Below are 23,957 nucleotides of genomic sequence, written 5' to 3' on the forward strand. Positions count from 1 at the left end.
CCGCACGGGGTGAGCAGGCGCGCACGGTGCGCGGCCCGGCACCTTCGGCGAGGAGCTCGCACGGGGTGACGAAGCGCGCACGGTGCGGGCTGCACCGACGGGTCAGGTGAGGGCGTTCAGCGCCGCCGGGATCGGGGTGTCGCCGCTGGTGAGCTCGAACTGCACGCCGACCGCGGCATCGTCGAGCAGCGCGTGCAGGACGACGGTCGCGACGTCCGCACGGGGGATCGAGCCCCGTGGCACCGTCCGGCCGACGTCGACGGTTCCCTGCGGGGGAGTGTCCAGCAGCCCGCCGGGACGCACGATCGTCCAGCGGAGGCGTCGAGCCCGCAGGTTCGCGTCGGCCTCGGCCTTCGCCCGCAGGTAGACCTGGAACACCGCGGCGTCGTCCTGGGCGGGCACGACCGCGAGCTGGGGGTCGTAGGTGTCGGCCGCCATCGCGGAGATCATCACGTAGCGCTCGATGCCGGCGCGCTCGGCGGCGTCGGCGAGCAGGATCGCGCCGTCGCGGTCGACCGTGAGCTTCCGTTCGGCGCCGCTGTTCGGTCCGGCACCGGCGGCGAAGACCACGGCGTCCACCCCACGCAGGCGCAGCGCCAGGTCGTCGTCGCCGAGCTGCTCCAGGTCCGCGACGATCGCACGGGCCCCCTGTTGCTCGACATCGGCCACGTGCGCGGGGTTGCGGACGATGGCGACGGCGTCGTGGCCGGCGTCGGTGATCTGGCGGGCGAGGAGCAGGGCGATCTGGCCGTGTCCTCCGGCGATGGCGATCTTCATGTGTTCGAGTCTGCCCGTCGCGTCCGGTAGACTTCTCGGCGGCTCCTCACGTGACGCCATCCAGGCCAACTCCCCCAGGGCGGAAACGCAGCAAGGGTAACCAGGCTCTGGCGGGTGCGTGAGGAGTCTTCTTCGTTCCCGGAGGGTAACCAGGGCTGCGCTGATCTCGTGTGCGGGTGCGTGAGGAGTCTTCTTCGTTCCCGGAGGGTAACCAGGGCTGCGCTGATCTCGTGTGCGGGTGCGTGAGGAGTCTTCTTCGTTCCCGCCGGGCCTGTGGACGGGCACGCGGGTTGTCGGTCGTGACGGCTACCCTTGTCGCGTGGTCACCGCCCTGTATCGCCGTTACCGGCCCGAGAACTTCGCCGAGCTGATCGGGCAGTCGCAGGTCACCGACCCGCTCCGCACGGCGCTCCGCACGAACCGCGTCAACCACGCCTACCTGTTCAGCGGCCCCCGTGGCTGCGGCAAGACGACCTCCGCCCGCATCCTCGCGCGCTGCCTGAACTGTGCCGAAGGTCCGACGGACACCCCGTGCGGTGTCTGCCCGAGCTGCGTCGAACTCGCCCGCGACGGCAGCGGATCGCTCGACGTCATCGAGATCGACGCGGCGAGCCACAACGGTGTCGACGACGCACGTGACCTGCGCGACCGTGCCGTGTTCGCCCCGGCTCGCGACCGCTACAAGATCTTCATCCTCGACGAAGCGCACATGGTGACGCCGCAGGGCTTCAACGCGCTGCTCAAGCTGGTCGAGGAACCCCCGGAGCACGTCAAGTTCATCTTCGCGACGACCGAACCCGAGAAGGTCATCGGCACCATCCGGTCGCGCACCCACCACTACCCGTTCCGGCTCGTCCCGCCCGCGGTGATGCTCGAGTACATCGAGCAGCTCTGCACGCAGGAGTCCGTCTCCGTGGCACCCGGCGTCCTTCCCCTGGTGGTGCGCGCGGGTGGCGGGTCGGTCCGTGACACCCTCTCGCTGCTCGACCAGCTGATGGCCGGCAGCGAAGACGGTGCGATCGCCTACGAGCGTGCCGTCGCCCTGCTCGGCTACACCGACGCAGCCCTGCTCGACGACGTCGTCGACGCCCTGGCCGTCGCCGACCCGGCTTCCGCCTTCGCCGCGATCGACCGCGTCGTGCAGACCGGGCAGGATCCCCGCCGCTTCGTCGAGGACCTGCTCGAGCGCCTGCGCGACCTGATCGTCGTGGCGGCGACGAACGAGAGCGCCGCCGCCGTCCTGCGCGGCGTCTCGCCGGAAGAGCTCGACACCATGAGCCGCCAGGCCGGGGTCTTCGGTGCGACGGGGCTCTCCCGCTCCGCCGACATCGCGAACCGTGCCCTCACCGACATGACCGGTGCGACCTCGCCCCGGTTGCACCTCGAACTCATGACGGCCCGGATGCTCGTGCCCGAGGCCGACGACACCCAGCGCGGAGCCCTCGCCCGGGTGGAGCGCCTGGAACGTCGTGTCGGTGTCGGTGACGTCGGTGGACACGACGCCGGTGGGCACCAGGTCGGCGCCGGTGAGCAGTCCGCTCCGGCCGTCGCCGCTGCACCGCGTCGTGAGCAGCCGGCGGCCGCGGCTCCCGCAGCTCCTGCTCCCTCCCTCGCGCCGACGCCCGTTCCGGCACCGGGTGCGGCTCGCACGACGGCCCCCGAGCGTCCGGCTGCACAGCAGAGCGCGCCCCAGGCCGATTCCGGGGCCGTTGCTCGCGACGCCGCGGCGTCCTGGGCCGCGGTCGCTCCGAGCGCTCCGGAAGCGCCCGCACAGACGCCGACCTCGACCGGGGCCTCGAAGCCCCAGGACGCGAAGTCGACGGCCGAGCCGGTCAGTCCGTCGTCCACCGGTCAGGGCACGACGATCGGCGACGAGCCCGCCGTCCGGACCGTCGGTGCCGTCGGCTTCCAGCAGATGCGTGACTCCTGGCCGCAGATCGTCGAGCACGTGCAGCACGCCAAGCGTTCGGCGTGGTCGGTGGTCGTCACGGCGCAGGTCACCGCGCTCCGCGACGACGTCCTGACGCTGACGTTCCCGAGTCAGCAGGACGTCGCTTCGTTCAAGGAGATGTCCGATCCCTCGGCCAGCGTCAGCGAACTGCTGCGCGCCGCCATCGTCGACGTGCTCGGGCTCCGCGTGAAGTTCGTCGCCCGCGGGCCGGGTCAGCAGCAGCGTCCGCAGCAGCAGCAGCAGTCGGCTCCGGCCCAGCAACCGGCTCCGGCCCAGCAACCTGCTCCGGCGCAGCAGGCTGCGCCGGCCCAGCGTCCGGCTCCCGTTGCCCAGGCCCCCGCCGCCGCGGCACCGGAGTCCCCGGCGCCGAAGTCTGCTGACGCGCCCGCGCCCGCGACAACGGCTGCTCCGGCGCCGGAGTCGCAGGCAGTGCCCGCTGCAGCTGCGGAGCCGGAAGCAGCCCCTGCGGCAGCAGCGGTACCCGAGGCTGTGTCGGAACAGCAGGCGGCGAAGGCCGCGCCGGCACCGGAGGCCGCGCCGGCCCCCGGAGCACCGACCTCGCCCGCGCCGCAGCGTGACGCGGCACCCGCCGATCCCACCCCTGCTCCCTCGGGCGCACCGGTGACCGACTGGGCGGTCGCGACGATCCCCGCCAACGACCCCACCGCCGACGCCGTCCCGGAGTCCGTCGAGCCGAGCTGGGCAGCACCGTTCGGCACCGCACCGGCGTCCGCACCGGTCGCCCCCGCCGAGACCACCACGACGGAGCCGACGCAGCCAGCAGCACCCGCGCGACCTGCTGGTGCCACGGGTGGGCAGCCCGACCAGCCGACCAGACCGGGGCAGCAGGCGGCGTCCGGAGCGGCAGCCGTGCCTCCCGGCGGTCCCGTCGTGCCGGGCGTCCCCGTCGACGACTACCCGCTCGACGACGAACCGTACGACGACGGCGCACCGTTCCCCGACCCGGGGATCGGTCGCGGCGCGGCGACCGCAGCCGCCGCGCCGGCGGCCCCGGCGCAGCAGGCCGCGCCGCAGCGCGCGTCCCAGCCGTCGGCACCTGCCGCCGCTGCTCCGCGCACCGCGCCGCCCGCGCGCCGCGCGCCGGTCGCGGGTCGGTACGGCGAGGCGGTCGTGCGTGAGATCCTCAACGCTCAGTTCATCGAGGAGACCGCCCTCCACCAGGACGGTGCCTGATGTACGACGGGATCGTCCAGGACCTCATCGACGAGTTCGGCCGCCTGCCCGGCATCGGCCCGAAGTCGGCGCAGCGCATCGCCTTCCACATCCTGCAGACCGAGTCGTTCGACCCGAGCCGGCTGTCCGAGCTGCTCGCCGACGTCAAGGAGCGGGTCCGCTTCTGCGAGATCTGCGGCAACGTCACCGAGAACGTGCAGTGCAGCATCTGCCGTGACCCGCGTCGTTCGCCCGCCACCATCTGCGTGGTGGAAGAGGCGAAGGACGTCGCGGCGATCGAGCGGACCCGCGAGTTCCGCGGGCTGTACCACGTGCTCGGCGGGGCGATCAGCCCGATCGACGGCATCGGCCCGGACGACCTGCGCATCCAGCAGCTCATGACGCGCCTGGCCGACGGCACCGTGGCCGAGGTCATCATCGCGACCGACCCCAACCTCGAGGGCGAGGCGACGGCGACCTACCTCAGCCGGCTGCTCGTCCCGATGGGCATCCGCACCACGCGGCTCGCGTCGGGGTTGCCGGTCGGTGGCGACCTGGAGTACGCCGACGAGGTCACGCTCGGTCGTGCCTTCGAAGGCCGCCGCGTCGTCGGCGGCTGACCCCCGCGCAGGATCCTTGCGTCGGGGCCCACTCGCACGCAACATCCCCGAAACACCCTCTACCATTGTGAGACCGCGTGACCTCGCGGTGTCGCCGTCTCCGGGAGTACCAGCCAGTGGCCTTGATCGTGCAGAAGTTCGGTGGTTCATCCGTCGCGGACGCCGAGAGCATCAAGCGCGTGGCGAAGCGGATCGTCGAGACGAAGAAGGCCGGCAACGACGTGGTCGTGGCGGTGTCGGCGATGGGCGACACCACCGACGAACTCGTCGACCTGGCGCACTCCGTCACGCCGATCCCCGCCGGCCGTGAACTCGACATGCTCCTGACCGCGGGGGAGCGCATCTCGATGGCGCTGCTCGCGATGGCGATCAAGAGCCTCGGGGTCGAAGCGTCGTCGTACACCGGCAGCCAGGCCGGCATGCTCACCGACGCCCAGCACGGCAAGGCCCGCATCGTCGACGTCACCCCGAAGCGCGTGCGTGAGGCGCTCGACTCCGGCCACGTCGCGATCGTCGCCGGGTTCCAGGGCTTCAACCGCACCACGGGCGAGATCACCACGCTCGGTCGCGGCGGCTCCGACACCACGGCCGTCGCCCTCGCCGCAGCACTCGACGCCGACGTCTGCGAGATCTACACCGACGTCGACGGCATCTTCACCGCCGACCCCCGTGTCGTGCCGAAGGCCCGCAAGGTCGACCGCGTCACCAGCGAAGAGATGCTCGAGCTCGCAGCCTCGGGTGCCAAGGTCCTGTACATCCGCGCCGTCGAGTATGCCCGTCGGCACGGGGTCACGCTGCACGTCCGGTCCTCGTTCAACAACAACGAGGGCACCATCGTCTACAACCCTGCCGAGGGGGAAACCGTGGAAGAACCGATCATCACCGGGATCGCCGGAGACCTCTCCGAGGGGAAGATCACCGTCGTGGGGGTCCCGGACCAGCCGGGCAAGGCCGCCGAGATCTTCACCAACGTCGCGCGCGCCGGGGCGAACATCGACATGATCGTCCAGAACGTGTCGGCTGCGTCGACCGGGCGGACGGACATCTCGTTCACCCTGCCGAAGGACCAGGGCCAGACGGTGCTGACGGCACTCGAGGTCGCAAAGGCCGACATCGGCTACGAGAGCATCCAGTACGACGACCAGATCGGCAAGCTCGCCCTGGTCGGCGCCGGGATGCGCACGAACGCCGGTGTCTCGGCGCAGCTCTTCCGCGCCCTGCACGACGCGTCGATCAACATCGAGATGATCTCCACGTCCGAGATCCGCATCTCGGTCGTGACCCGCGCCGACACCCTGAACGAGGCGATGCGGGTCGTGCACAGCGCGTTCGGCCTCGACGCCGACGCCGAGGCCGTCGTCTACGCCGGCACCGGCCGCTGACACCCGCCGGCTCGTTGATCCGCTGAACCACCAGGAGCACCGCATGACCACCCTCACCGTCGCCGTCGTCGGCGCCACCGGCCAGGTCGGCGCCGTGATGCGCCGCCTGCTCGAGGAGCGCGCGTTCCCGGCCGACCGGGTCCGCTTCTTCGCGAGCGCCCGTTCCGCCGGCACGACGCTGCCGTTCCGCGGCGAGCAGATCGTGGTCGAGGACTCCGAGCTCGCCGACCCGTCCGGCATCGACATCGCGCTGTTCTCCGCCGGGGCCACCGCCTCGCGGGCCCTCGCGCCGAAGTTCGCCGCCGCCGGGGCGCTCGTCGTCGACAACTCGAGCGCCTGGCGCATGGACCCCGACGTCCCGCTCGTCGTGAGCGAGGTGAACCCGCACGCCATCGACCAGGCGCCCAAGGGCATCATCGCGAACCCGAACTGCACCACCATGGCGATCATGCCGGTGCTCAAGGTGCTCGACACCGAGTCCGGGCTCCGTCGCCTCGTCGCCACGACCTACCAGGCGGTCTCCGGCTCCGGGCTCGCCGGCGTCGAGGAACTCCTGGGCCAGGCGAAGGCCGCCCTCGAGCAGGACACCGCTGCGCTGACGCACGACGGATCCGCCGTGACGTTCCCCGAGCCGGTCAAGTACGTCCGCCCGATCGCGTTCGACGTCGTGCCGCTCGCCGGCAGCATCGTCGAGGACGGCCTGGGCGAGACCGACGAGGAGAAGAAGCTTCGCAACGAGAGCCGGAAGATCCTCGAGCTCCCCGACCTGCTCGTCGCGGGCACGTGCGTGCGCGTCCCCGTGTTCACCGGTCACTCCATCTCGGTGCACGCCGAGTTCGAGCGTCCGCTGTCGCCCGAGCGCGCGACCGAGATCCTGTCGAGCGCGCCCGGCGTCGAGCTGTCCGACGTCCCGACCCCGCTGCAGGCCGCGGGCCAGGACCCGGCGTTCGTCGGCCGCATCCGCGCCGACCAGTCCGCGCCCGAGGGCCGCGGCCTGGTGCTGTTCGTCAGCAACGACAACCTGCGCAAGGGCGCCGCGCTCAACGCGGTGCAGATCGCCGAGACCATCGTCGCGCGTCGCTCCGTCGACGCGTAGCGCGCGCCGAGCGCGACCAGCAGACGGACGGGAGGCCCGTGGCGACACCGCCACGGGCCTCCCGTCCGTCTGTCGGGGGACGCCGGTAGGATCGACGGGTGGCAGAGAAGCAGGTGGACCCCATCGACGTCGTCCTGATCGGCGGAGGCATCATGAGTGCCACGCTCGGGGCCATCATCCACAAGCTCGAACCGAGCTGGAAGATCCGCGTGTACGAGCGGCTCGGCACGGTCGCGCAGGAGTCCTCGAACCCGTGGAACAACGCGGGGACCGGGCACTCGGCGCTGTGCGAGCTGAACTACACGCCCGAACTGCCGGACGGCCGCGTCGACATCGCGAAGGCGGTCACGGTCAACGAACAGTTCCAGGTCTCTCGACAGTTCTGGGCGCACCTGGTCGAGACCGGCGTGCTGCCGGAACCGACGAACTTCATCAACCCGACGCCGCACATCTCCTTCGTCTGGGGCGAGGCCAACGTCGCCTACATGCGTGCGCGGTACGAAGCGATGCGCGACCACCCGCTCTTCGCCGGCATCGAGTTCTCCGACGACCCCGCACAGATCCGGCAGTGGGCACCGGCGCTCATCCCCGGTCGCAAGAAGGACCAGCCGATCGCTGCGACGTACTCAGCGGCCGGCTCGGACGTCGACTTCGGGTCGCTCACCCACCAGCTCTTCGACCAGCTCGAGCTCGACGGCGTCGAGATGGAGCCCTCGCACCAGGTCACCAACCTGACCCGCTCGAAGGTGTCCGAGGGCTGGGTGCTCAACGTCCGCAACGAGATCGGTCGGTCGACGCAGCGGATCGCCGCGAAGTTCGTCTTCGTCGGCGCCGGTGGTGGCGCCCTGCACCTGCTGCAGAAGTCCGGCATCCCCGAGATCCGCGGCTACGGCGGTTTCCCGGTGTCGGGGGAGTTCCTGCGGACCGACGACCCCGAGGTGGTGCAGAAGCACTCGGCCAAGGTCTACGGCAAGGCGAGTGTCGGTGCCCCGCCGATGTCGGTGCCGCACCTCGACACCCGCATCGTCGACGGTGGTTCGTCGCTGATGTTCGGCCCGTACGCCGGGTTCAGCCCGAAGTTCCTGAAGCAGGGATCGGTGCTCGACCTGTTCCGCTCGATCCGACCGCACAACCTCCGCCCGATGCTGAGCGTGGCGTTCTCGAACTTCGACCTGGTCCGCTACCTGGTCGGTCAGCTCCTCGCCTCGAAGCGCACCAAGTTCGAGGCGCTCCGTGACTTCATGCCGAGCGCCGAGCCCGAGAACTGGCACCGCATCACGGCCGGGCAGCGCGTCCAGGTGATCAAGCCCGACAAGGACAAGGGCGGCGTGCTCCAGTTCGGCACCGAGGTCATCACCGCCGCCGACGGCTCCATCGCGGGGCTGCTCGGGGCGTCACCGGGTGCGTCGACGGCCGTGCCGATCATGCTCACGATGCTGCACCGGTGCTTCCCCGACCGGTGGGACGGCTGGCAGGACGACGTCCGCGCCATGGTGCCGACGTACGGGCAGGACCTCGGTGACGACCCGGAGCTGGCCGACGCCACGCTCGAGCGCACGGCGAAGGTGCTCGGCCTGCACCACTGAGGCCTGCAGCGATCCGCTCCGGCTTGCAGTCCGTTCGAACGTGTGTTCGAATGACGACATGCGGTGGAGTGGACAGGCGATCGACGCGGAGCAGAGCGACGCGCTGCCCGGGATGGAATCGAACAGCGGGTTCGTCCGGAGCGTGACGACGCCCGAGTTCACCGGGGTGACCTTCCACGAGGTCCTGGCGAAGAGCGCCCTGAACCGGGTGCCGAGCGCAGACGGGTCCGGCACGTACGGCTGGACGATCAACCCCTACCGCGGGTGCAGCCACGCCTGCGTGTACTGCTTCGCCCGCCCGACGCACACGTACCTGGAGTTCGACGGCGGCGCCGACTTCGACCAGCAGATCGTGGTGAAGACGAACGTCGCCGACGTGCTGCGTCGTGAGCTCGGCAAGTCCACGTGGGACCGCCACCCGGTGGCCCTCGGCACGAACACCGACCCGTACCAGCGGGCCGAGGGACGCTACCGGCTGATGCCCGGGGTGATCGAGGCGCTGGCGGAGTCGCGCACCCCGTTCAGCATCCTGACGAAGGGCACGCTGCTGCGGCGCGACCTGCCGCTCCTGGCCGAGGCGGCGAAGGTCGTGCCGGTGGACCTCGCGATGTCGATCGCCGTGTACGACGACTCGTTGCAGCAGTCGGTCGAGGCGGGCACCCCGACGACGTCGGCGCGGCTCGCGACCGTGCGTGCCATCCGTGACGCGGGGCTCGACTGCTCCGTGTTCCTGATGCCCGTGCTGCCGTACATCACCGACACCCGGGCGCACCTCGACGACGCCGTCGGTCGGTCGGTCGCGGCCGGAGCGACGAGCATCACGTACTCGGCGCTGCACCTGCGGCCGGGTGTGAAGCCGTGGTGGTTCGAGTGGCTCGGCCGTGAACGGCCCGACCTGGTGCAGCGGTACCGCGCGATGTACCTCGACAACACCTACGCCCCCAAGGACTACCGGCGGTGGTTGTCGGAGCGCATCCGGCCGATCCTGGCGGCGCACGGGGTGGGGCTCGGGCGGGTGGACCCGGCCACGGGGTCGATGGGGTTCTCGGGGCCGCGTGCGCTGCCGCCGGGTGTGCCGGACGGCCCGCCGCAGGAGCAGTCGGTGCCGACGGTCTCGCCGCTGAAGCGTGCCGACCCCGGGTTCGACCGACGGTCGCTCCGGCCCCGGGTGTCCCAGACGCTCTTCTGATCGGTGATCCGCCGGGCGCTGGCCGGTCCACGTTCGGGGGACAGCAAGACCCGGGGTCGGGTGGCTATCATCGAGCGGGTCGCCGTACGGCCCGGGTTTCGGGGTACACGGCCGCTGCTCCGGTGGTTGGATCGTGGACGGCGCCCTCGCCACCCGGAAGGACTCACCTCGTGCTCGGCATCCCCACGCACCTCGCGCCGCGAGTGAACGCGTGGTCGACCGTGCGCGCCTTCCACGCCGGCGCCGTCGGGTCCCTGCTGGCCGCGGTGATCACGCTCGTGCTCTACGGCCTGTCCGAGCCCGGGGTGCAGGTGGTCGGCACCGCGCTGGCGGTCGTCCCCATGCTCGCCATGATCGGCGTGCACGTGCAGTTCGGCACCCGGCTCTCGGCGATCGCGTTCCTGGCGGTCGGCGGCGTCTGCGCCTGGTGGTTCGCCGTCGGGGTCCAGCAGCAGGTCCCGACCGGCTGGGTGACCTCGTACCTGATGTCCCTCGCGGTGATCCCGCTCATCCTGGTCGGGGGAGCCGGTGCCGTGCCGCGACGCGTCGTGCTGTGGTCGTTCGTGGGCTTCCTGACCGGGCGACTCGCCACCTGGATCGCCATCGCGCAGGACGGTGCGCCGCCCCGGCCGCTCATCCTGGCCTGGATCACCCTGGGCTTCGTGGTCTCGCTCGTGCTCTTCACGACCCGCAGCACGGGGCGGAGCGAACGGGTGCAGCCCGAGCTCCTGCGCTCGGCCCGCGAAGAGCACGTCTCCGCCTACCGTGCCGGGGTCGAGGCCGAGGCGTCCGCGATCCTGCACGACACGGTGCTCAACCACCTCGGCGCCATCGCGCTGGCACCGGACGGTCCGATGGACCTGCACCTCGCCGAGACCGTCGACGCCGACGTCGCGGTGCTCACCGGCAAGGGCTGGCTCGCCCCGGCTGCCCGTCCGCGCCCGGGTGCGGCGGCCGAGACGTTCGGCAGCATGGTCGACGAGCACCGTGCGCTCGGACTCGACGTCACCGTGTCCGGTGACACCTCGGCGCTCGACCGCCTCGACCAACGCGCACTGTCGGCGATCGTCCGGGCCGTCGCGCAGTGCCTGGCGAACGTGCGGAAGCACGCCGGCACCGACGCAGCCGAGGTCAGCGTGTTCGACGACAGTGCGTCCTGCACCGTCATGGTCGTGGACGACGGTCGTGGGTTCGACGAAGACGCCACCGGCGCCGACCGGATGGGGCTCCGCGGGTCGGTCCGCGACCGCATCGGACGGGTCGGGGGTGACGTCCAGATCTGGTCGTCGCCGGGTTCCGGGACGAGCGTGATGATGACGGTGCCGTACGTGCCGGTCACCGGTGCCGTCACCGTGCCGGCCGCCGCCGACGAACGAGGGGCTGTGCGGTGACCGCGGTCCGTCCGGGCCGGGCGACCCGCCCTCGTCCCCGCCGCACCGCGCAGCAGTACGACCCGCTCGGCGCGATGGGGTCCCGCCCGCTCGTCGTCGTGCTCGGGGCGGGCAGCGTCGTCTGGGCCCTGCTCGTGTCGATCTTCGACCGCGACGTCGTGGGCAGCCCCACGCTGAGCGCCCTCACGGTGCTGCTCGTCGCGGCCTCGGCGGTGGTGGTGTTCACCGCCTCGAGTCCGTTCCGCGCGCCGTTCCCCCGTTGGGCCTTCATCGCACACGTCGGGTTGCTCGGCCTGGCCTCGGTCGCGAGCATCGCCGCGCAGTGGGGGCCGGACCGCAGCGCCCTGAACGACTTCATGTCCCTGCTCACCGCGACGGGCATCGTGATGGTCGCCTCGTACCGTCCGTGGACCGACCTGACGATCGGCGGGCTCGTGCTGGCCGCGGTGAACGCCGTCGCCTGGGGGGCGGGCGCAGCGGAGTTCCCGCACGAGGTGCCGGTCGCCGTCGCGGCGTTCCTGGCCGCGGCCCCGACACTCGTGCTGACCGCTGCTGCGGCGGTGTTCGCACGGACCTTCGCGGGGCTCGCCGAGCGGGTGCAGATCCGTGCCGGGTCGTACTCCGTCGCTCGCGCCGAGCGGGACGGCATCGCGGCGAGCGTGCAGCAGGACCGTTCGACCATCCTGTCCCGTGACGTCGCCCCGTTCTTCGCCGAGCTCCGCACGCGCGACGTCATCACCGACGCCGACCGTGCCCGTGCGCGTGCGATCGCCGACGGCATCCGGGCGTCGATGGTCGCCGACGCGGACCGCACCTGGTTCGAGCTCGCCGTCCGGGTGGACGGCGGTGCAGCACCGCTGGTCGACGACCCCGACGGCCTCATCGCGACGCTCGACACCGACCAGCGGACGGTGGTCCGCACCTTCGTCCGAGCGGCCCTGCGCGCCTCGACGGTCGACCCCGCCGGGTTCCGGACGACGGTGCGACGAGCCGACGCTGCGTCAGGCTCCGCGTCAGGCTCCGCGTCAGGCCCCGCGTCAGGCCCCGCGTCGGGCCCCGCGTCGCCGGCTGGCGCGCCGACGCCGGCCACGCCACCAGCCCGCGTGGAGGTCGTGATGGAGCTCGCCGTCGCGGACTCCGACATCGGCATCCACCGCACCTTCGACCCGTACTTCGCCGTCCTCCGCGTGACGTTCCCCGACCTCGACGTCGCAGTCCGTCCTTCCGCCCTCGCACTAAGGTTCTCCTATGACCAGCACTGACCCGAACAGGCTCTCGGAGGGGTCGCCGTCCCTCCCGAACCCGGGAGCACGACGTGTTCGGTTGGCCATCCTCGACGACCACGAGGTGCTGCTGGACAGCCTGTCGAGCTGGATCGCGGTGAACGCGTTCGACTTCGACCTGGCCCTGACCGCGCACACCTGGCTCGAGATGGTCCACAGTGACAGCTTCCCGACCGACCTGGTGTTCCTCGACTTCCAGCTCAAGGAACCCGTCTCCATCGAAGCCCGCGTGCGCACCTGCCGTGCCGCCGGAGCGAAGGTGATCGTGCTCTCGAGCGTCGACAGCCGTGAGTCCCGCGACCGCGCCCTGGCCGCCGGCGCCGCGGCGTTCCTGTCGAAGTCGCTGCCGATGCGCGAGGTCATGGACGTCGCGCGCGAGATCATGGGCGTCGCCCGCGAGACCCCGCAGCCCCGCGAGTGGCGTCCGCTGCCGACGGGGGCCACCGCGCACCAGCGGCCGAAGCTCAGCGCCGGTGAGGAAGAGGCGCTGCGGCTCTACGTGTCCGGCTACTCGACGAACGAGGTCGCCGCGCAGATGAACGTGCAGTACGAGACCGCCAAGACCTACCTGCGTCGCGTGCGCGAGAAGTACAGCAAGGTGGGCCGCCCCGCCTCGAAGAAGTCCGACCTCATCCGTCGGGCCGCCGAGGACGGGTTCCTCGCGTAGTGGCGAAGCTCTACTTCCGCTACGGCGCGATGAACAGCGGCAAGAGCACGGGCTTGCTGCAGGCCGCCTACAACTACGAGGAGCGCGGGCACCGGGTGCTGCTCGCCAAGCCGGCGGTGGACACCAAGGGCGACCGTGAGATCGTCTCCCGCCTCGGCGTCACCCGGACTGTCGACATCGTGTTCTCGCCGGATGCCGACGTCCGCGACGCCGTCACCGCCGCCGGAGCCGTCGACCCCGAGTCGGACCGCCTGGACGGCATGGTGCGGCCCGTCAGCTGCGTGCTCGTCGACGAGGCGCAGTTCCTCACCCCGCGCCAGGTCGACGACCTGCTGCGCATCGCGGTGCTCGACGAGATCCCGGTCATCACCTACGGCATCCGCACGGACTTCCGCACCGAGGCGTTCCCCGGCAGCGCCCGCCTGCTCGAGGTCGCGCACTCCCTCGAAGAACTCAAGACCATCTGCCGCTGCGGCCGCAAGGCGGTCTTCAACGCCCGCACGGTCGACGGCCGCTTCGTCTTCGACGGCTCCCAGGTCGCGATCGACGGTGTCGACGTCGCCTACGAGTCGCTCTGCGCCAACTGCTACCTGACGGAGTCCGGCGGCCGCCTCGACGGCGCCTGACCGCTCGCGCTGGCTGGCGACGACACGAGGTCGGATTCGTCGAGTGGTCGCGTCCCGTCGGTGATGCGCCCTGATCGTGTCCACTCGCCGGTCACGACACCCCGCTTCGGTTCGCCGCGCGGTCACGCCGCGTCGGCGGTGCGCCCGTCGAGCGACCGTCCGTGACCGGTCCGAAAGGCGCGCGCGGCACGTCGTGACCGCTCGGCGTCCGAGACGGAACCGAAGGCCGGCCGGGAGGCGCGGCGCGGCCCCGCCACGGGCCTCCCGGCCGTCGCATCGCGCGTCCAGGGCACGCCGCGTGCGTCAGCCGAGTGGTCGCGGACTGTCGGTGCCGCAACCTCCAAGCGTCACCTGGTGACCGGTCGGCGGCGGTGCGGCGGCATGTCCTGACCGGTCGAGGTCCCGGTGCCGCGTGGAATGCAGGTGCGCCGGAGCGCGTTGGTGACCACATGACCGACGACACCCTGCACCTGTCCGTCCTCGACCTGGCCACACGCGAGTACGGCCAGTCCAACACCGAGGCCCTGCAGGGGTCCGTCGACATGGCCGTGCACGCCGAGCAGCTCGGGTACGAGCGGTTCTGGGTCGCCGAGCACCACGGGATGCCGGGCATCACGTCCTCGGCCCCGGCGGTGCTGCTGAGCGCGGTGGGCGCGGCCACCTCGACGATCCGCATCGGATCCGGTGGCGTCATGCTGCCGAACCACGCACCCCTCGTCGTCGCCGAGCAGTTCGGCACCCTCCGTGCCCTGTACGGCGACCGTGTCGACCTCGGGCTCGGGCGCGCTCCCGGCACCGACGGCGCGACCGCCATGGCGCTGCGCCGAACCGACCGACTCGACGTCGACGACTTCCCGCAGCAGCTTGCCGACCTCATCGGTTTCTTCACCGGGATGGACGAGGCGAACCCGCTGTCCCGCATCCGCGCCGTGCCCGGGTACGGGGACGTGCCGGAGTTCTGGCTGCTCGGGTCCTCCGGCTACAGCGCCCAGGTCGCGGGTGCGCTCGGCATCTCGTTCGCCTTCGCCCACCACTTCGCGTCGGACAACACCGAGGCGGCGCTCGCCCTGTACCGCGACTCGTTCCGTCCGTCGCGCTTCCGGCAGACGCCGAACGCGCTGATCGGCGTGCAGGTCGTCACCGACGAGGACCCCGCCGTGATCGAGGAGCAGAGCGCGCCGGGCATGATCTCCTTCATCCGGATGCGCTCCGGCCGGAAGCCCGAGCCGGTGTCGATGGACGAGGCGCGTGCGTACGAGTTCAACGACCTGGAGCGTCGCTTCATCGCGGCTCGCACCGAGCGTCAGGCCTACGGCAACGCCGAGCAGGTCGCGGAGAAGATCAACGCGCTCGTGGCGTCGACGGGGGCGAACGGTGTGATCGTGTCGCCCGGCGCTGCACAGGCGCGGTACCGGCACCAGGCGCTCGACGTCGTGGCCGGGCTGCACGCCGCCGGCACGCTCGTGCCCGCGGGTGCGTCAGCTGGCGCCGGGGCGTCGTCCGTCGGCTAGTCCGGGCTCGTTCGTCGAGTGAGCAGAAGATGTCGGGCTCCCCGCTCGGGACTCGACTTCTTCTGCTCACTCGTTCGTGTGGCCCCTCAGGTGAGCAGGCCCAGGCGCGTGGCTGCAGCGACCGCGCCGACGCGGGAACCGACGTCGAGCTTGCGGAAGACGTTGTAGACGTGCCGCTTGACGGTGCCGATCGCGAGTTGCAGGTCGGCGGCGATCTCAGCGTTGGTGCGTGCAGCGGCGAGGAGTCGCAGGACCTCGAGCTCGCGGTCGCTCAACGGTGAGCCGGCACGGGCCTCGGTGACCAGGTCGACGGGGAACGTGACGGGTGCCGCATCGGCCTGGGCTGCCCGGGCGATGCGGTCGACGAGTTCGCGGCTCGGGGTGTCCTTCGTGACGAAGTCGACCGCACCGGCGTCGAGCAGGGTACGACGGAGAACGGCGTCGCGGTGCATGGTGAGCACCACGACGCGGATGTCCGGGCGGGTGCGGCGTACGGTGGCGATCGTGGTGCGCGCCGGCGGGCCGTCGAGCTCGACGTCGAGGAGCAGGACGTCGATGGCGGCGGCCTCGGGGGAGTCGAGGACGTCGGACGGTCGTTCGCCGTGTGCGACGACGCGGATCGTGGGGACGGCGGCCAGGATCGTGGCGAGTCCTTCGCGGAACAGCCGGTGGTCGTCGACGATGGCGACGTGGGTGACGGTCACAGGGTGCCCTTCGGGATCGTCAGGCGGACGGTGGTGCCGGTGCCCGGGGAGCTCTCGACGGCGAACCGAGCGCCGATCACCGCGGCGCGCTCGCGCATCGTCTGCTGCCCGAGGCGACCGCCGGCGTCGCCCTGCACGTCGAAGCCCGGGCCGTCGTCGGCGACCGTCACGACCGCGGCGGCGGGGGACCACGCGAAGCGCACCGAGGTCGTCGAGTCCGGGGCGTGCTTGCTGCGGTTCGTGAGCGCCTCGAGCAGGATCGTCAGCGCTTCCTCGGCCTGCCAGTTCGGCAGCGCAGCGGGCGTCCCCGTCGACTCGATGGACAGCCGGTCGTCGTCGGGGAACAGGTCGTGCACGTGCCGGCGCAGCGCGTCGTCGAGCAGCGCGTCACCGACCCGGGCGTGCAGGCTCACCGCGAGGTCCTGTACGTCACCGAGGGCGCTCCGGAGCAGCCGTGCGGCGTCCTCGAGCTGGTCGGCGCGCTCGTCGGACGGCGGGTCCGTCAGCAGGACGAGGTCGAGGCGCTGCAACCCGGCGAGGATGCCGTGGGCGACGCGGTCGTGCAGGTCCCGCGCGATCTGGGTGCGGGAGTCCAGGTGCGCCGTGGTGAGGCGTTGGCGCAGTGCCTCCGTGTACGCGACTGCCCCGGCCGGGAACCGGCTCCAGATGCCGGCGTGCAAGGCCCTCGTGGCCCGCAGGACCTCGGCGGTGGACGTCGCACCGACCTCGTCGACGAAGACCGGCAGGTAGGCGTCGAACAGCATCTCCGCCGCGAGCATGGCACCGGCCGGGTGCTGCGCCTGCTCGGCGTGCAGACTGCCGGTCGCCAGGTGGTCGGGATCCAGGTAGGCGTTGCTCACCACGCTGGCCTCGGCTCCAGCTGCGTAGCGCTCGTGCGCCTCGGCGATCATCGACGTCACGTTCTCGACCAGGTTCTGCGTCAGCACCGGGTCGTCGGCGATGTCGGGGAACTGCGCGGCGATCTGCGCGAGGAGGGCAGCGAGTCGATCGGGGATGTCCATGACGGTCGCGAGCGTATCGGCCGTGGTGCCGCGCGGATGTGTCGCACGCCGCACGATGGGCCACCGGACACATCGCCGCGACGATGAGCGCCCCGATCACGGACGGAGTCGGACCTCGACCCAGGGGGCGGCGACCACCGCCCACACGGTGTCGCCGCGCTGCATGCCCGATGCGTTGACGGACTCGTCGCCGAACGAGCTCGCGCCGAACGAGCCCTGCCCGGTCGTGTACATCTTGACGTTGACGTTGACGTTGACGTTGACGTTGACGTTGACGTTGACGTTGACGCGGTTGCCGTCACGGCGGAGGTCCGTAATCACCGTCACCGGGAACGATTCCGTCGTCCGGATCTCCTCCGGAGTCGTGTCGAGCAGGAGCAGCGTTGACCCGGTGCGGTCACGTTCTCCATCGGAGCGTCGTCCAACGGCCCGTGCGGAGCCTCTGACTCTGAACATTTTTTTAGGGGGGGGGGAGCCTTGGAAGGCCTCAAGCATCCACAACGGGCGTTGGGTCCCTGGCCTGACCGGCGACGAGCCGGACGGGGTGCGGCGCCCGGTCTTCTAGGAGCATGCAGGCTTCCACGTCCTCGCGACGTCAGGGGTGAAGTCTGACCTGTTCCCATGGTTCGGGGAACACCTCCAGCACTGTGCGACCGCAGGTCGTGCCGCGCGCCGAGGCGCCCCCACCGGGCTCCGCTGTCACCCGGGCGCACCCGAAAACGTTGATCGCCTCGTCACCGAACCAACCGGTCTGGCGTGACCCGTGGCCGGTGGTGAACAGCTCGAGCTCGAGTCGGCCACCGGTTGAGTGCAGCGCGGTGATGGCCGTCGTCGGGAAGGGCTCGGTCGTCCGGATGTCTTCGGGGTTGGCGTCCGGGAGGAGCAGCGTGTAGGCCTCGCCAGCTATTACCCGACGGCGCAGCTCGGTGAGGCTCCCACTCTCGTCGGCCACGACCGCCACGCGCTCCCGCACCTGCCGTGCGGCGTCGTCCATGTTAGAAGTGACCTTCGCCTCAGCGCTGCATCCTGTCACGGCCAAGAGGAATGCGAGGGCGAAACCAGCCCTGGCGGAACGAGCCTGCGATTGAGTTGTCAATAGCGTCCCCTGAGTGTGTCCTGCAGGACGGTGGCGTACAGCCCTGTGCCGACGGTATTTGGGTGGAAGCTCTGCTGCGACACGCCCCACTGCACGTTGTCACCGGGCCAAGGGAAGTCGACCAAGGGCTTGTCCCCGTTCCAAGGGGTACCCCCATTCTTCGCGTCGTACTCTACGAGGCCGTTGATCGCAGGGCTGCTCGAACAGATGTTCCGGCCGGAGAAGGTGGTCTTGGGGTCGCCGAAGTAGACGGCATGTCCCGCTCGGTTAGCCCGTGCTGCGGCGGCTTTCACCGTCGCGTTGAGGTGTTCGGCCGCGGCATCGAGCCACTCTTGGTCGACGGCCTTGATGCTCACGCAGGAAACGCCGTTCGAGAACATCGGCGGGTACCCGAGGATTGCGATCTTCGCATTGGGCGCGGCTTGCTGGATCGAGGAAAGTACCTCAAGGACCTTGTCTTCGGACGCGTCCGTGAGGTCCTTGGTCTTGTTCTCCAAGCTCTTGCCGTTCGATAGCTGTGGGAGCTCGCGGCATGGGGTCTGAAGCTTGCCCGCGACGACGCACTGTCGGACCACGTCGGAAAACCCGATGTCGTTCCCACCGATCGTGATCGTGACGAGGGTCGTGTTCTCGTCCAGGTAGCCCTGTTCGATCTGCGGGAGTTCCCTGGTCTTCGTGCCTCGCTCTCCGGCCGCATTAGCGCTGACATCGGCTGCGACAGCGCCGCTGCAGGCGATGAAATGGTAGTCGAGTGTGGGGTCATTCGCGTCAGCCCGGGCACCAATGGACATCGTCGACGTTGAGACGGCTGCCTTGCGCGACCACGACGCATCCGAGCGGTGGCAGGCGTTCCTGGAACGCTCCTCGGTGCCGAAGTTGTCTGTCTCCGCGTAGTAGGGGTTGCCGTTCTTCGTGCCCCGCGCGCCCTCACCCGAGGAAAACGAGTCGCCCATGCTGACGATGATGTCCTTCGGCTTGGCGCTGAGTGGCTCGAACGCGACCGCATCCCAGGCGATGTCGTCGAGGTAGTCTTCTCCGTCAGCGGTCAGATTTGTCAGTGTGACCTTCGGCGTGCCACTGAACTGGAAGACACCGATGGACCGCCACGTGTTGGCGTAGGTCCGTTGGGGGAGCGCACGACTCACCGGCTTCCCGTCCCCGCGGTCCACCTGGTAGACGGCTTGCTGCGTCCAGGCGGCATGGTCCGGAGTATGGACGTAAACGCGTCCCCACTTCCCAGCCATCGATTCGCCGAGGTTCCATGTCCCGCTGACTCGGGACGGGTAACCAGCGGCGTCGGCCCTCGTATGCGTGAAGAAGAAATGCCCGTTGAAGCCGCCGCCGAGCTGATGCGTGTCGATCTTCGATGGGTATGACCCGTCGGAGGCACGACCGAAGTCGAACCGGAATGATCCTTGCGACGCGACGGGGCTCCCGCATGCTGGGTTCACGGGCTTCTGGGACATAGTCGAACTCTCGACCGAGAGACTGAGGTCGTCCACGATCTTCGCCACGGACGGCAGCTCGGCGGTCCTCGCGCAGGCCGGCGGGAAGCTCGGCGACTTGCCGACGGACGCGCTTGCCTCGGTCATATAGGACGATGCCGGCGAGAAGCGGTGGAACGCGACGCCGCAGGTGGTCGCGCAGTCCTGCTTCCAGACCGCCTTGGCCTCCCACCAGCAGTGCGAGTCGACCCGGGTGCATCCGGGAGCGGCGCCGGTGTTGCACGCGTTAACCTTCGGGTTGCAGAAAGTGTCCAGCGGAGGCTTCACCTTGCTGCGGTTGCGCGGGCCTTCCACATCGCCACCGTTCCACGATGCAGTCCGAAACCCACCGACCTCCTCAGGGCCACCGCGCGCCGTCTGTCGTTCGATCAGGCCCTGGGAGAAGGCGGCGAAACCCATGACCTTCTCGGGGTACGGCCAGTTCTGCGGCTTGGAGGCGTCGGACGGACGTCCGTCCAGGAAAGGTAGCCGGTTCTGCGGGTAGTTGGGGTTGCCCGGGTTGTTCGACCAGCCGAGACCCTCATACCCCTTGTCATCCGGGCCCTGGTAGCCAGTGTTGTAGATCCACACTGCCCCGAACCAGTTCTCGATTTTCGAGGGGTCGTTGTTGTTGATCGTGATGCCCTTGGCCTGGAGCTGATTCCACTTGGCCGCCAGCATCTGCTGCGCACGTGCGATGTTCGCCTGGTAGTCCACCGCGACCGCCTGCTGCTTCGCTGCGGGCATCGCCGGGTTGTTCGCCGGCGACGAGCTCGAGACGCGCATCCCGTCCGTGATCTGGCCCACGCCGTACCCGCAATCGGCATTGTCGAACGCGACCTTCCAGAACGAGGCCTCGCTGGTCGAGGCGTCGCGGTCAGTACCGTAGAAGTTCCCGATGAGCGGGTTCCCGGTCTCCCCGGGGCTCGTGTATCTCGATGCTTGCCACAGGTTTGACTCCTGCATGAGGACGCCCAGCAGCACCTGATCCGGGATCTGGCCACCGCCCGTCAACGCGGTGCGGGGAAACATGCCCTGTGGCGTGTACGCGGACATCGCGAGGTTACGCCAGTTCGCCGGTCGTGCTTCGGTGAGTTCGCCGCGCACGGCCCGGTTCACCGCCCACTCCACCTGCCGTGGCATAGGTTGTGCGGCCTGCATGCGGACGTCGTTCCGCGCGACAGCACAGGTGCGCTCGGCCTCGGCTGGGTTGCTCGCCGAACCGACAGTTGTCGCGGCGAGACCGGTGGCTGCCGCCGGCGTGACGCGAGCGGTGCGCGCGGGAGTTGCGACGGAGCGGCGCGGACCGTCGATGCGGGTGCCGTCGATGCTCTGAGTGACTGCTGGGACCCCGTCAGGAGTCGTGGTCGCGCGGACCTCCGCGGTTGCCCCGCTGGCAGTGCTCGTGAGTGGGACAACTACTTGCGCCCCGCCGTTCGTTTCGAGAGCCTCCGGAGTCTCGGAAGCTACCGCTCCCTCGGTGGACAGTTCGCTCGTCGGGGCGACATCAGGAGCGAAACGCAGTGAAGTGTGTGTGGCCGAGCGTCGGTCGTTCGATGCGCCCAATACCCACGTGCGACCCGCAGCGTCGGAACGGACGCCGACTCGATTGACCGTTCCGGACGCAACTACTTCCGGTGTGGCAGGTCCGGACGGATCGACGGCGTCGTGAAGCCGCCGGACCGTGGCGACGTCGCCCTTCCGGTCGATCCAGGAGAGGGCACCGTCCTCGGCGAGGGAGAGGTCGTACGCAACACCCTGCGTCTTCACCAGCGACCGAGCGCCGTCCTCGCTGATGTCCAGGATGCCGTGAGGGCCAGCGGCGAGCACGCGCCCGCCTTCCTGTGCGATCGGCGAGGTCACCTGACCATCGACTGCGACGTCGAGGAGATGCCGTCCGGTCGCGGCGTCGGCGGCACCGATGTGCGTGCGGATGCCGTCGAAGCGTGAGAACGCCACGGTGCTGGTCGAACTGCAACCAGGGTTGAAGTACGCCATCGAGTAGCCCCGACCGAGCGACTGGACAGAGCCGTCTGCGGTGTCGACGATGGCGGCCCATCCACCCTCGTTAAACGCGTGGTCGTCGTTCGTGAACTCACGCGGCCCGTAAACCACGCCGACGTACTCGCCGTTCTCAGTGACGCACGTGTTCCCGATCCACTGGTCGGTCTCAACCCCCGGCACTGCAAGCGTGGTCAATGTTTGCATCGCGTACCCGCTCTTCGCCGTGCCCCGCAGTACCGAGAAGCCGTCGGCATCCCCGGTGGAGGTCACCACGGCGTCGGTGCTCCGCTTCCAGCTCTTCCCGGAAAATGAGTCACGGGATCGCTCGGGTAGCGCCGAAGGTGCGGCTGCGCTGCTGTCGCTGCGCGGGACCGGGAGATCCGCGGATGGATCCGTGACGGCTTGCGCCGTATCGGGCTGCAAGGTGAGCGTACTCACGGTGATGGCAGCGACCAACGCAGCGGCGTATAACGATCGAGTCGAGCGCAAGATTTCCCCCAGGTTAGCGGTGTGAATCCGCTGTGTATTCTCCGATGCTCGCTCACGCTAGCGGCGCGCAAAGCGCGATGTCTGTCCTCTCTTCGGCGGACGGTGGTACCGCGGTTCTATTTGCGAAGGGCTCGAGGTCAGTCGACGAGCGCGGCGGGGTCATTACATCGACCAAAGGGCGTCGCCAGCGAGCTTCTGGTGAAGCGCGAATCTTCGGTGGCGCAGACCCCCCGGAGGCCTCGTCGTGATGCGGCGAGTGATCGGGGGACAGGAGAGTCCTGCGAAGAACCGACAGCGCACTTCCTCGGCCGTTCACTAGGTTGAGCCCAGGAAAACGCAAGGTTGAGCGGGGAAACCTTTCCCGCACCGTTGCCGGGCCAGGGGGTTGGCGTGCAGAAATCGACGAAACTCATGTTTGCGCTCGGAGCGCTGTTGGTCGTCGCGGTCGGGTTCAGTGCGGTGCGTTCACAGGAACGCTCGGCCGCCGAGGCTGCTCCATCAGCCCAGCCGTCGATCATCACTCAGCACGACGTTGCGGGGGCATGGACAGCTGCCACTGCCGCGATCCGGCAGCCGCTGCCCAATGGCATGGAGTTCCAGACGGACCCGCCGCCCTTCTTTGACGACGAAGCGAGCGGCCCTGAACCGGTTTACTCGCCGATGCTTCCTGCGCAGATCGCAGCTCGGTGGTGGCGTTGCGCCTGGATCGACGCGTCGCTGCACCCCGGATCCAGTAGGGCGACTGTCGCGCCGGAAGAAGCTCGTTCGGTGGTGGACGAGTGGAACGACATGCCTGGCATGCGGGGGAACGAAGCGTTCGTCGACTACGACGCGCGCATGGCGTCGGCAGCTCGCGAAGCGGGCAAGACCCCATTTGCCCTCGAATACGAACTCGACTGCGGGAAATTAGTTTACACGCCGGAGTCTTAATCGCCGCCCCGCTGGGCGGCACGATGAGCCGTTGGTGCTCGTCGACGGCACCCCGCTGTTCGCGGGCCAGAGCATCCGCCAATCGAGCGGTTGGAAGGTGTCGGAGCCACTGCTCCGACGCCTAGTACAAGAGGTATCGCTCACCAGTGCTACCTCGACCATCACCTAGGGGACAACATGTTCAAGAAATTCGGCCGTCGTTCGGCAATGATGACGCTCGCCGCCATCGTCGGGACGCTCGGCCTCGTACTGACGGCGGCTCCGGCCCAGGCAACCACCACCACGCTCAGTGGGCCGATCTCCGAATGCAACTTCACGCTGAAGTACGGCGTCGCGCGGACGAACAGCAACGCGCAGAACGCGGTCTCGTTCCGTCCGACGAACACCGGTGGGTGCGGAGCACCGCTGACGCTTGCTCTCCGCAACTCTTCCGGTTCGACTTTCGCTCGTGGGACGGCGAACTCTGGCAAGACCGTCGCCATCAAGGCTGACAACGGCAAGTACTGGGTGGGAGCGGGAACCTTCTACATCAACGCGGGCATCAATGGTGCTTGCGGTTCGTCGACTTGTGCGCAGGGGCATTCCTGGTCGGCTTCGTTCACCTACAACGTGCGCTGGACCCCCTGATCTGATGCGTGCGGTGCTCCTACGGCGGCCGATACAACGCCGGCGGAACGCCGCACGCACCGAGCACAGGGGAGCTGATCATCGCTACTGCAGCCCGCGAGAAGTGGTTCTCCGACTGATCGCAACGGATCCGTCGAGTGGAGTCTCCTGGGCAACCAGTCGGTGCCCCTCGATGCCCTATGGGTCTCGAACTTCAGCCATGCAAGCGAAGGCCCCGATCCTGATGGATCGGGGCCTTCGCTGTCCACTGTCTCAACACAGTGTCGGGGTGACAGGATTTGAACCTGCGACCTCCTCGTCCCGAACGAGGCGCGCTACCAAGCTGCGCCACACCCCGCGGTGTGGTCAC

At 69.7% G+C, this 23,957-nt stretch carries 19 protein-coding genes, 1 tRNA gene and 1 other RNA gene; 14 read left to right on the forward strand and 7 right to left on the reverse strand.

Annotated features, from left to right (window positions below; genetic code table 11):
- Window positions 1-102: 102 nt before the first annotated feature.
- Complete coding sequence (locus ASF75_RS09275; protein ID WP_017888678.1) at window positions 103-777, reverse strand: SDR family oxidoreductase; 675 nt, start codon at window positions 775-777, stop codon at window positions 103-105.
- Window positions 778-814: 37 nt separating this feature from the next.
- Between ASF75_RS09275 and ffs the strand changes: the two genes are divergently transcribed.
- The 12 genes from ffs to ASF75_RS09330 all read left to right on the forward strand — a co-directional run bounded on the left by ffs (window position 815) and on the right by ASF75_RS09330 (window position 15,252).
- Window positions 815-911: signal recognition particle sRNA small type (gene ffs, locus ASF75_RS17345), an RNA gene on the forward strand.
- Between the two features lie 185 nt (window positions 912-1,096).
- Window positions 1,097-3,922, forward strand: coding sequence for a DNA polymerase III subunit gamma and tau (locus ASF75_RS09280; RefSeq protein WP_056070720.1), 2,826 nt, complete (start codon window positions 1,097-1,099; stop codon window positions 3,920-3,922).
- Entirely contained in the window at window positions 3,922-4,521 is a 600-nt protein-coding gene (gene recR, locus ASF75_RS09285) for a recombination mediator RecR (RefSeq protein WP_017888680.1), read from the forward strand. Before ASF75_RS09280 ends, recR begins: the two co-directional genes overlap by 1 nt.
- A 116-nt stretch (window positions 4,522-4,637) precedes the next feature.
- A complete protein-coding gene (locus tag ASF75_RS09290; RefSeq protein ID WP_017888681.1) occupies window positions 4,638-5,903 on the forward strand; it encodes an aspartate kinase in 1,266 nt (421 codons plus the stop codon).
- 43 nt (window positions 5,904-5,946) lie between these two features.
- Window positions 5,947-6,999 carry an aspartate-semialdehyde dehydrogenase gene (locus ASF75_RS09295; RefSeq protein ID WP_017888682.1) on the forward strand — a complete coding sequence of 351 codons (1,053 nt, stop codon included), beginning with the start codon at window positions 5,947-5,949 and terminating at the stop codon, window positions 6,997-6,999.
- Window positions 7,000-7,097: 98 nt separating this feature from the next.
- Entirely contained in the window at window positions 7,098-8,585 is a 1,488-nt protein-coding gene (locus ASF75_RS09300; protein ID WP_017888683.1) for a malate:quinone oxidoreductase, read from the forward strand.
- 58 nt (window positions 8,586-8,643) lie between these two features.
- Window positions 8,644-9,774 (forward strand): Rv2578c family radical SAM protein, encoded by a 1,131-nt coding sequence (locus ASF75_RS09305; RefSeq protein ID WP_056070722.1) that lies wholly within the window; start codon window positions 8,644-8,646, stop codon window positions 9,772-9,774.
- A gap of 170 nt (window positions 9,775-9,944) precedes the next feature.
- Complete coding sequence (locus ASF75_RS17655) at window positions 9,945-11,165, forward strand: sensor histidine kinase (RefSeq protein ID WP_056070725.1); 1,221 nt, start codon at window positions 9,945-9,947, stop codon at window positions 11,163-11,165.
- Window positions 11,162-12,427, forward strand: coding sequence for a hypothetical protein (locus tag ASF75_RS09315; RefSeq protein WP_056070726.1), 1,266 nt, complete (start codon window positions 11,162-11,164; stop codon window positions 12,425-12,427). Before ASF75_RS17655 ends, ASF75_RS09315 begins: the two co-directional genes overlap by 4 nt.
- Before the next feature lie 61 nt (window positions 12,428-12,488).
- Window positions 12,489-13,115 (forward strand): response regulator, encoded by a 627-nt coding sequence (locus ASF75_RS09320; RefSeq protein WP_017888687.1) that lies wholly within the window; start codon window positions 12,489-12,491, stop codon window positions 13,113-13,115.
- Window positions 13,115-13,741: a thymidine kinase gene (locus ASF75_RS09325; protein WP_056070729.1), complete on the forward strand. Its 627-nt coding sequence runs from the start codon at window positions 13,115-13,117 to the stop codon at window positions 13,739-13,741. The genes ASF75_RS09320 and ASF75_RS09325 overlap by 1 nt, the downstream gene beginning before the upstream one ends.
- A 449-nt stretch (window positions 13,742-14,190) precedes the next feature.
- On the forward strand, window positions 14,191-15,252 hold the full coding sequence (locus tag ASF75_RS09330; protein WP_056070732.1) for an LLM class flavin-dependent oxidoreductase: 1,062 nt from the start codon (window positions 14,191-14,193) through the stop codon (window positions 15,250-15,252).
- 86 nt (window positions 15,253-15,338) lie between these two features.
- Here ASF75_RS09330 and ASF75_RS09335 read toward each other — a convergent pair whose 3' ends face one another.
- The 5 genes from ASF75_RS09335 to ASF75_RS09355 all read right to left on the reverse strand — a co-directional run bounded on the left by ASF75_RS09335 (window position 15,339) and on the right by ASF75_RS09355 (window position 22,018).
- Complete coding sequence (locus ASF75_RS09335) at window positions 15,339-15,956, reverse strand: response regulator (protein ID WP_017888690.1); 618 nt, start codon at window positions 15,954-15,956, stop codon at window positions 15,339-15,341.
- Entirely contained in the window at window positions 15,953-16,978 is a 1,026-nt protein-coding gene (locus tag ASF75_RS09340; RefSeq protein ID WP_056070735.1) for a sensor histidine kinase, read from the reverse strand. The genes ASF75_RS09335 and ASF75_RS09340 overlap by 4 nt, the downstream gene beginning before the upstream one ends.
- A gap of 96 nt (window positions 16,979-17,074) precedes the next feature.
- Complete coding sequence (locus ASF75_RS09345; RefSeq protein ID WP_056070737.1) at window positions 17,075-17,305, reverse strand: hypothetical protein; 231 nt, start codon at window positions 17,303-17,305, stop codon at window positions 17,075-17,077.
- Between the two features lie 268 nt (window positions 17,306-17,573).
- Window positions 17,574-17,972, reverse strand: a complete 399-nt coding sequence (locus ASF75_RS09350; RefSeq protein ID WP_017888693.1) for a hypothetical protein — start codon at window positions 17,970-17,972, stop codon at window positions 17,574-17,576.
- Window positions 17,973-18,070: 98 nt separating this feature from the next.
- Entirely contained in the window at window positions 18,071-22,018 is a 3,948-nt protein-coding gene (locus ASF75_RS09355; RefSeq protein ID WP_156463833.1) for an SGNH/GDSL hydrolase family protein, read from the reverse strand.
- 423 nt (window positions 22,019-22,441) lie between these two features.
- Between ASF75_RS09355 and ASF75_RS09360 the strand changes: the two genes are divergently transcribed.
- Window positions 22,442-22,981, forward strand: a complete 540-nt coding sequence (locus ASF75_RS09360; RefSeq protein ID WP_156463834.1) for a hypothetical protein — start codon at window positions 22,442-22,444, stop codon at window positions 22,979-22,981.
- A 177-nt stretch (window positions 22,982-23,158) separates the two neighbouring features.
- Window positions 23,159-23,608 (forward strand): hypothetical protein, encoded by a 450-nt coding sequence (locus ASF75_RS09365; RefSeq protein ID WP_152427353.1) that lies wholly within the window; start codon window positions 23,159-23,161, stop codon window positions 23,606-23,608.
- Window positions 23,609-23,871: 263 nt separating this feature from the next.
- Here the strand turns inward: ASF75_RS09365 and ASF75_RS09370 are convergent.
- A tRNA-Pro gene (locus tag ASF75_RS09370) sits at window positions 23,872-23,945 on the reverse strand.
- Window positions 23,946-23,957 lie beyond the last annotated feature (12 nt).

This window comes from Curtobacterium sp. Leaf154 (assembly GCF_001424595.1).
GTDB classification, from domain to species: domain Bacteria; phylum Actinomycetota; class Actinomycetes; order Actinomycetales; family Microbacteriaceae; genus Curtobacterium; species Curtobacterium poinsettiae.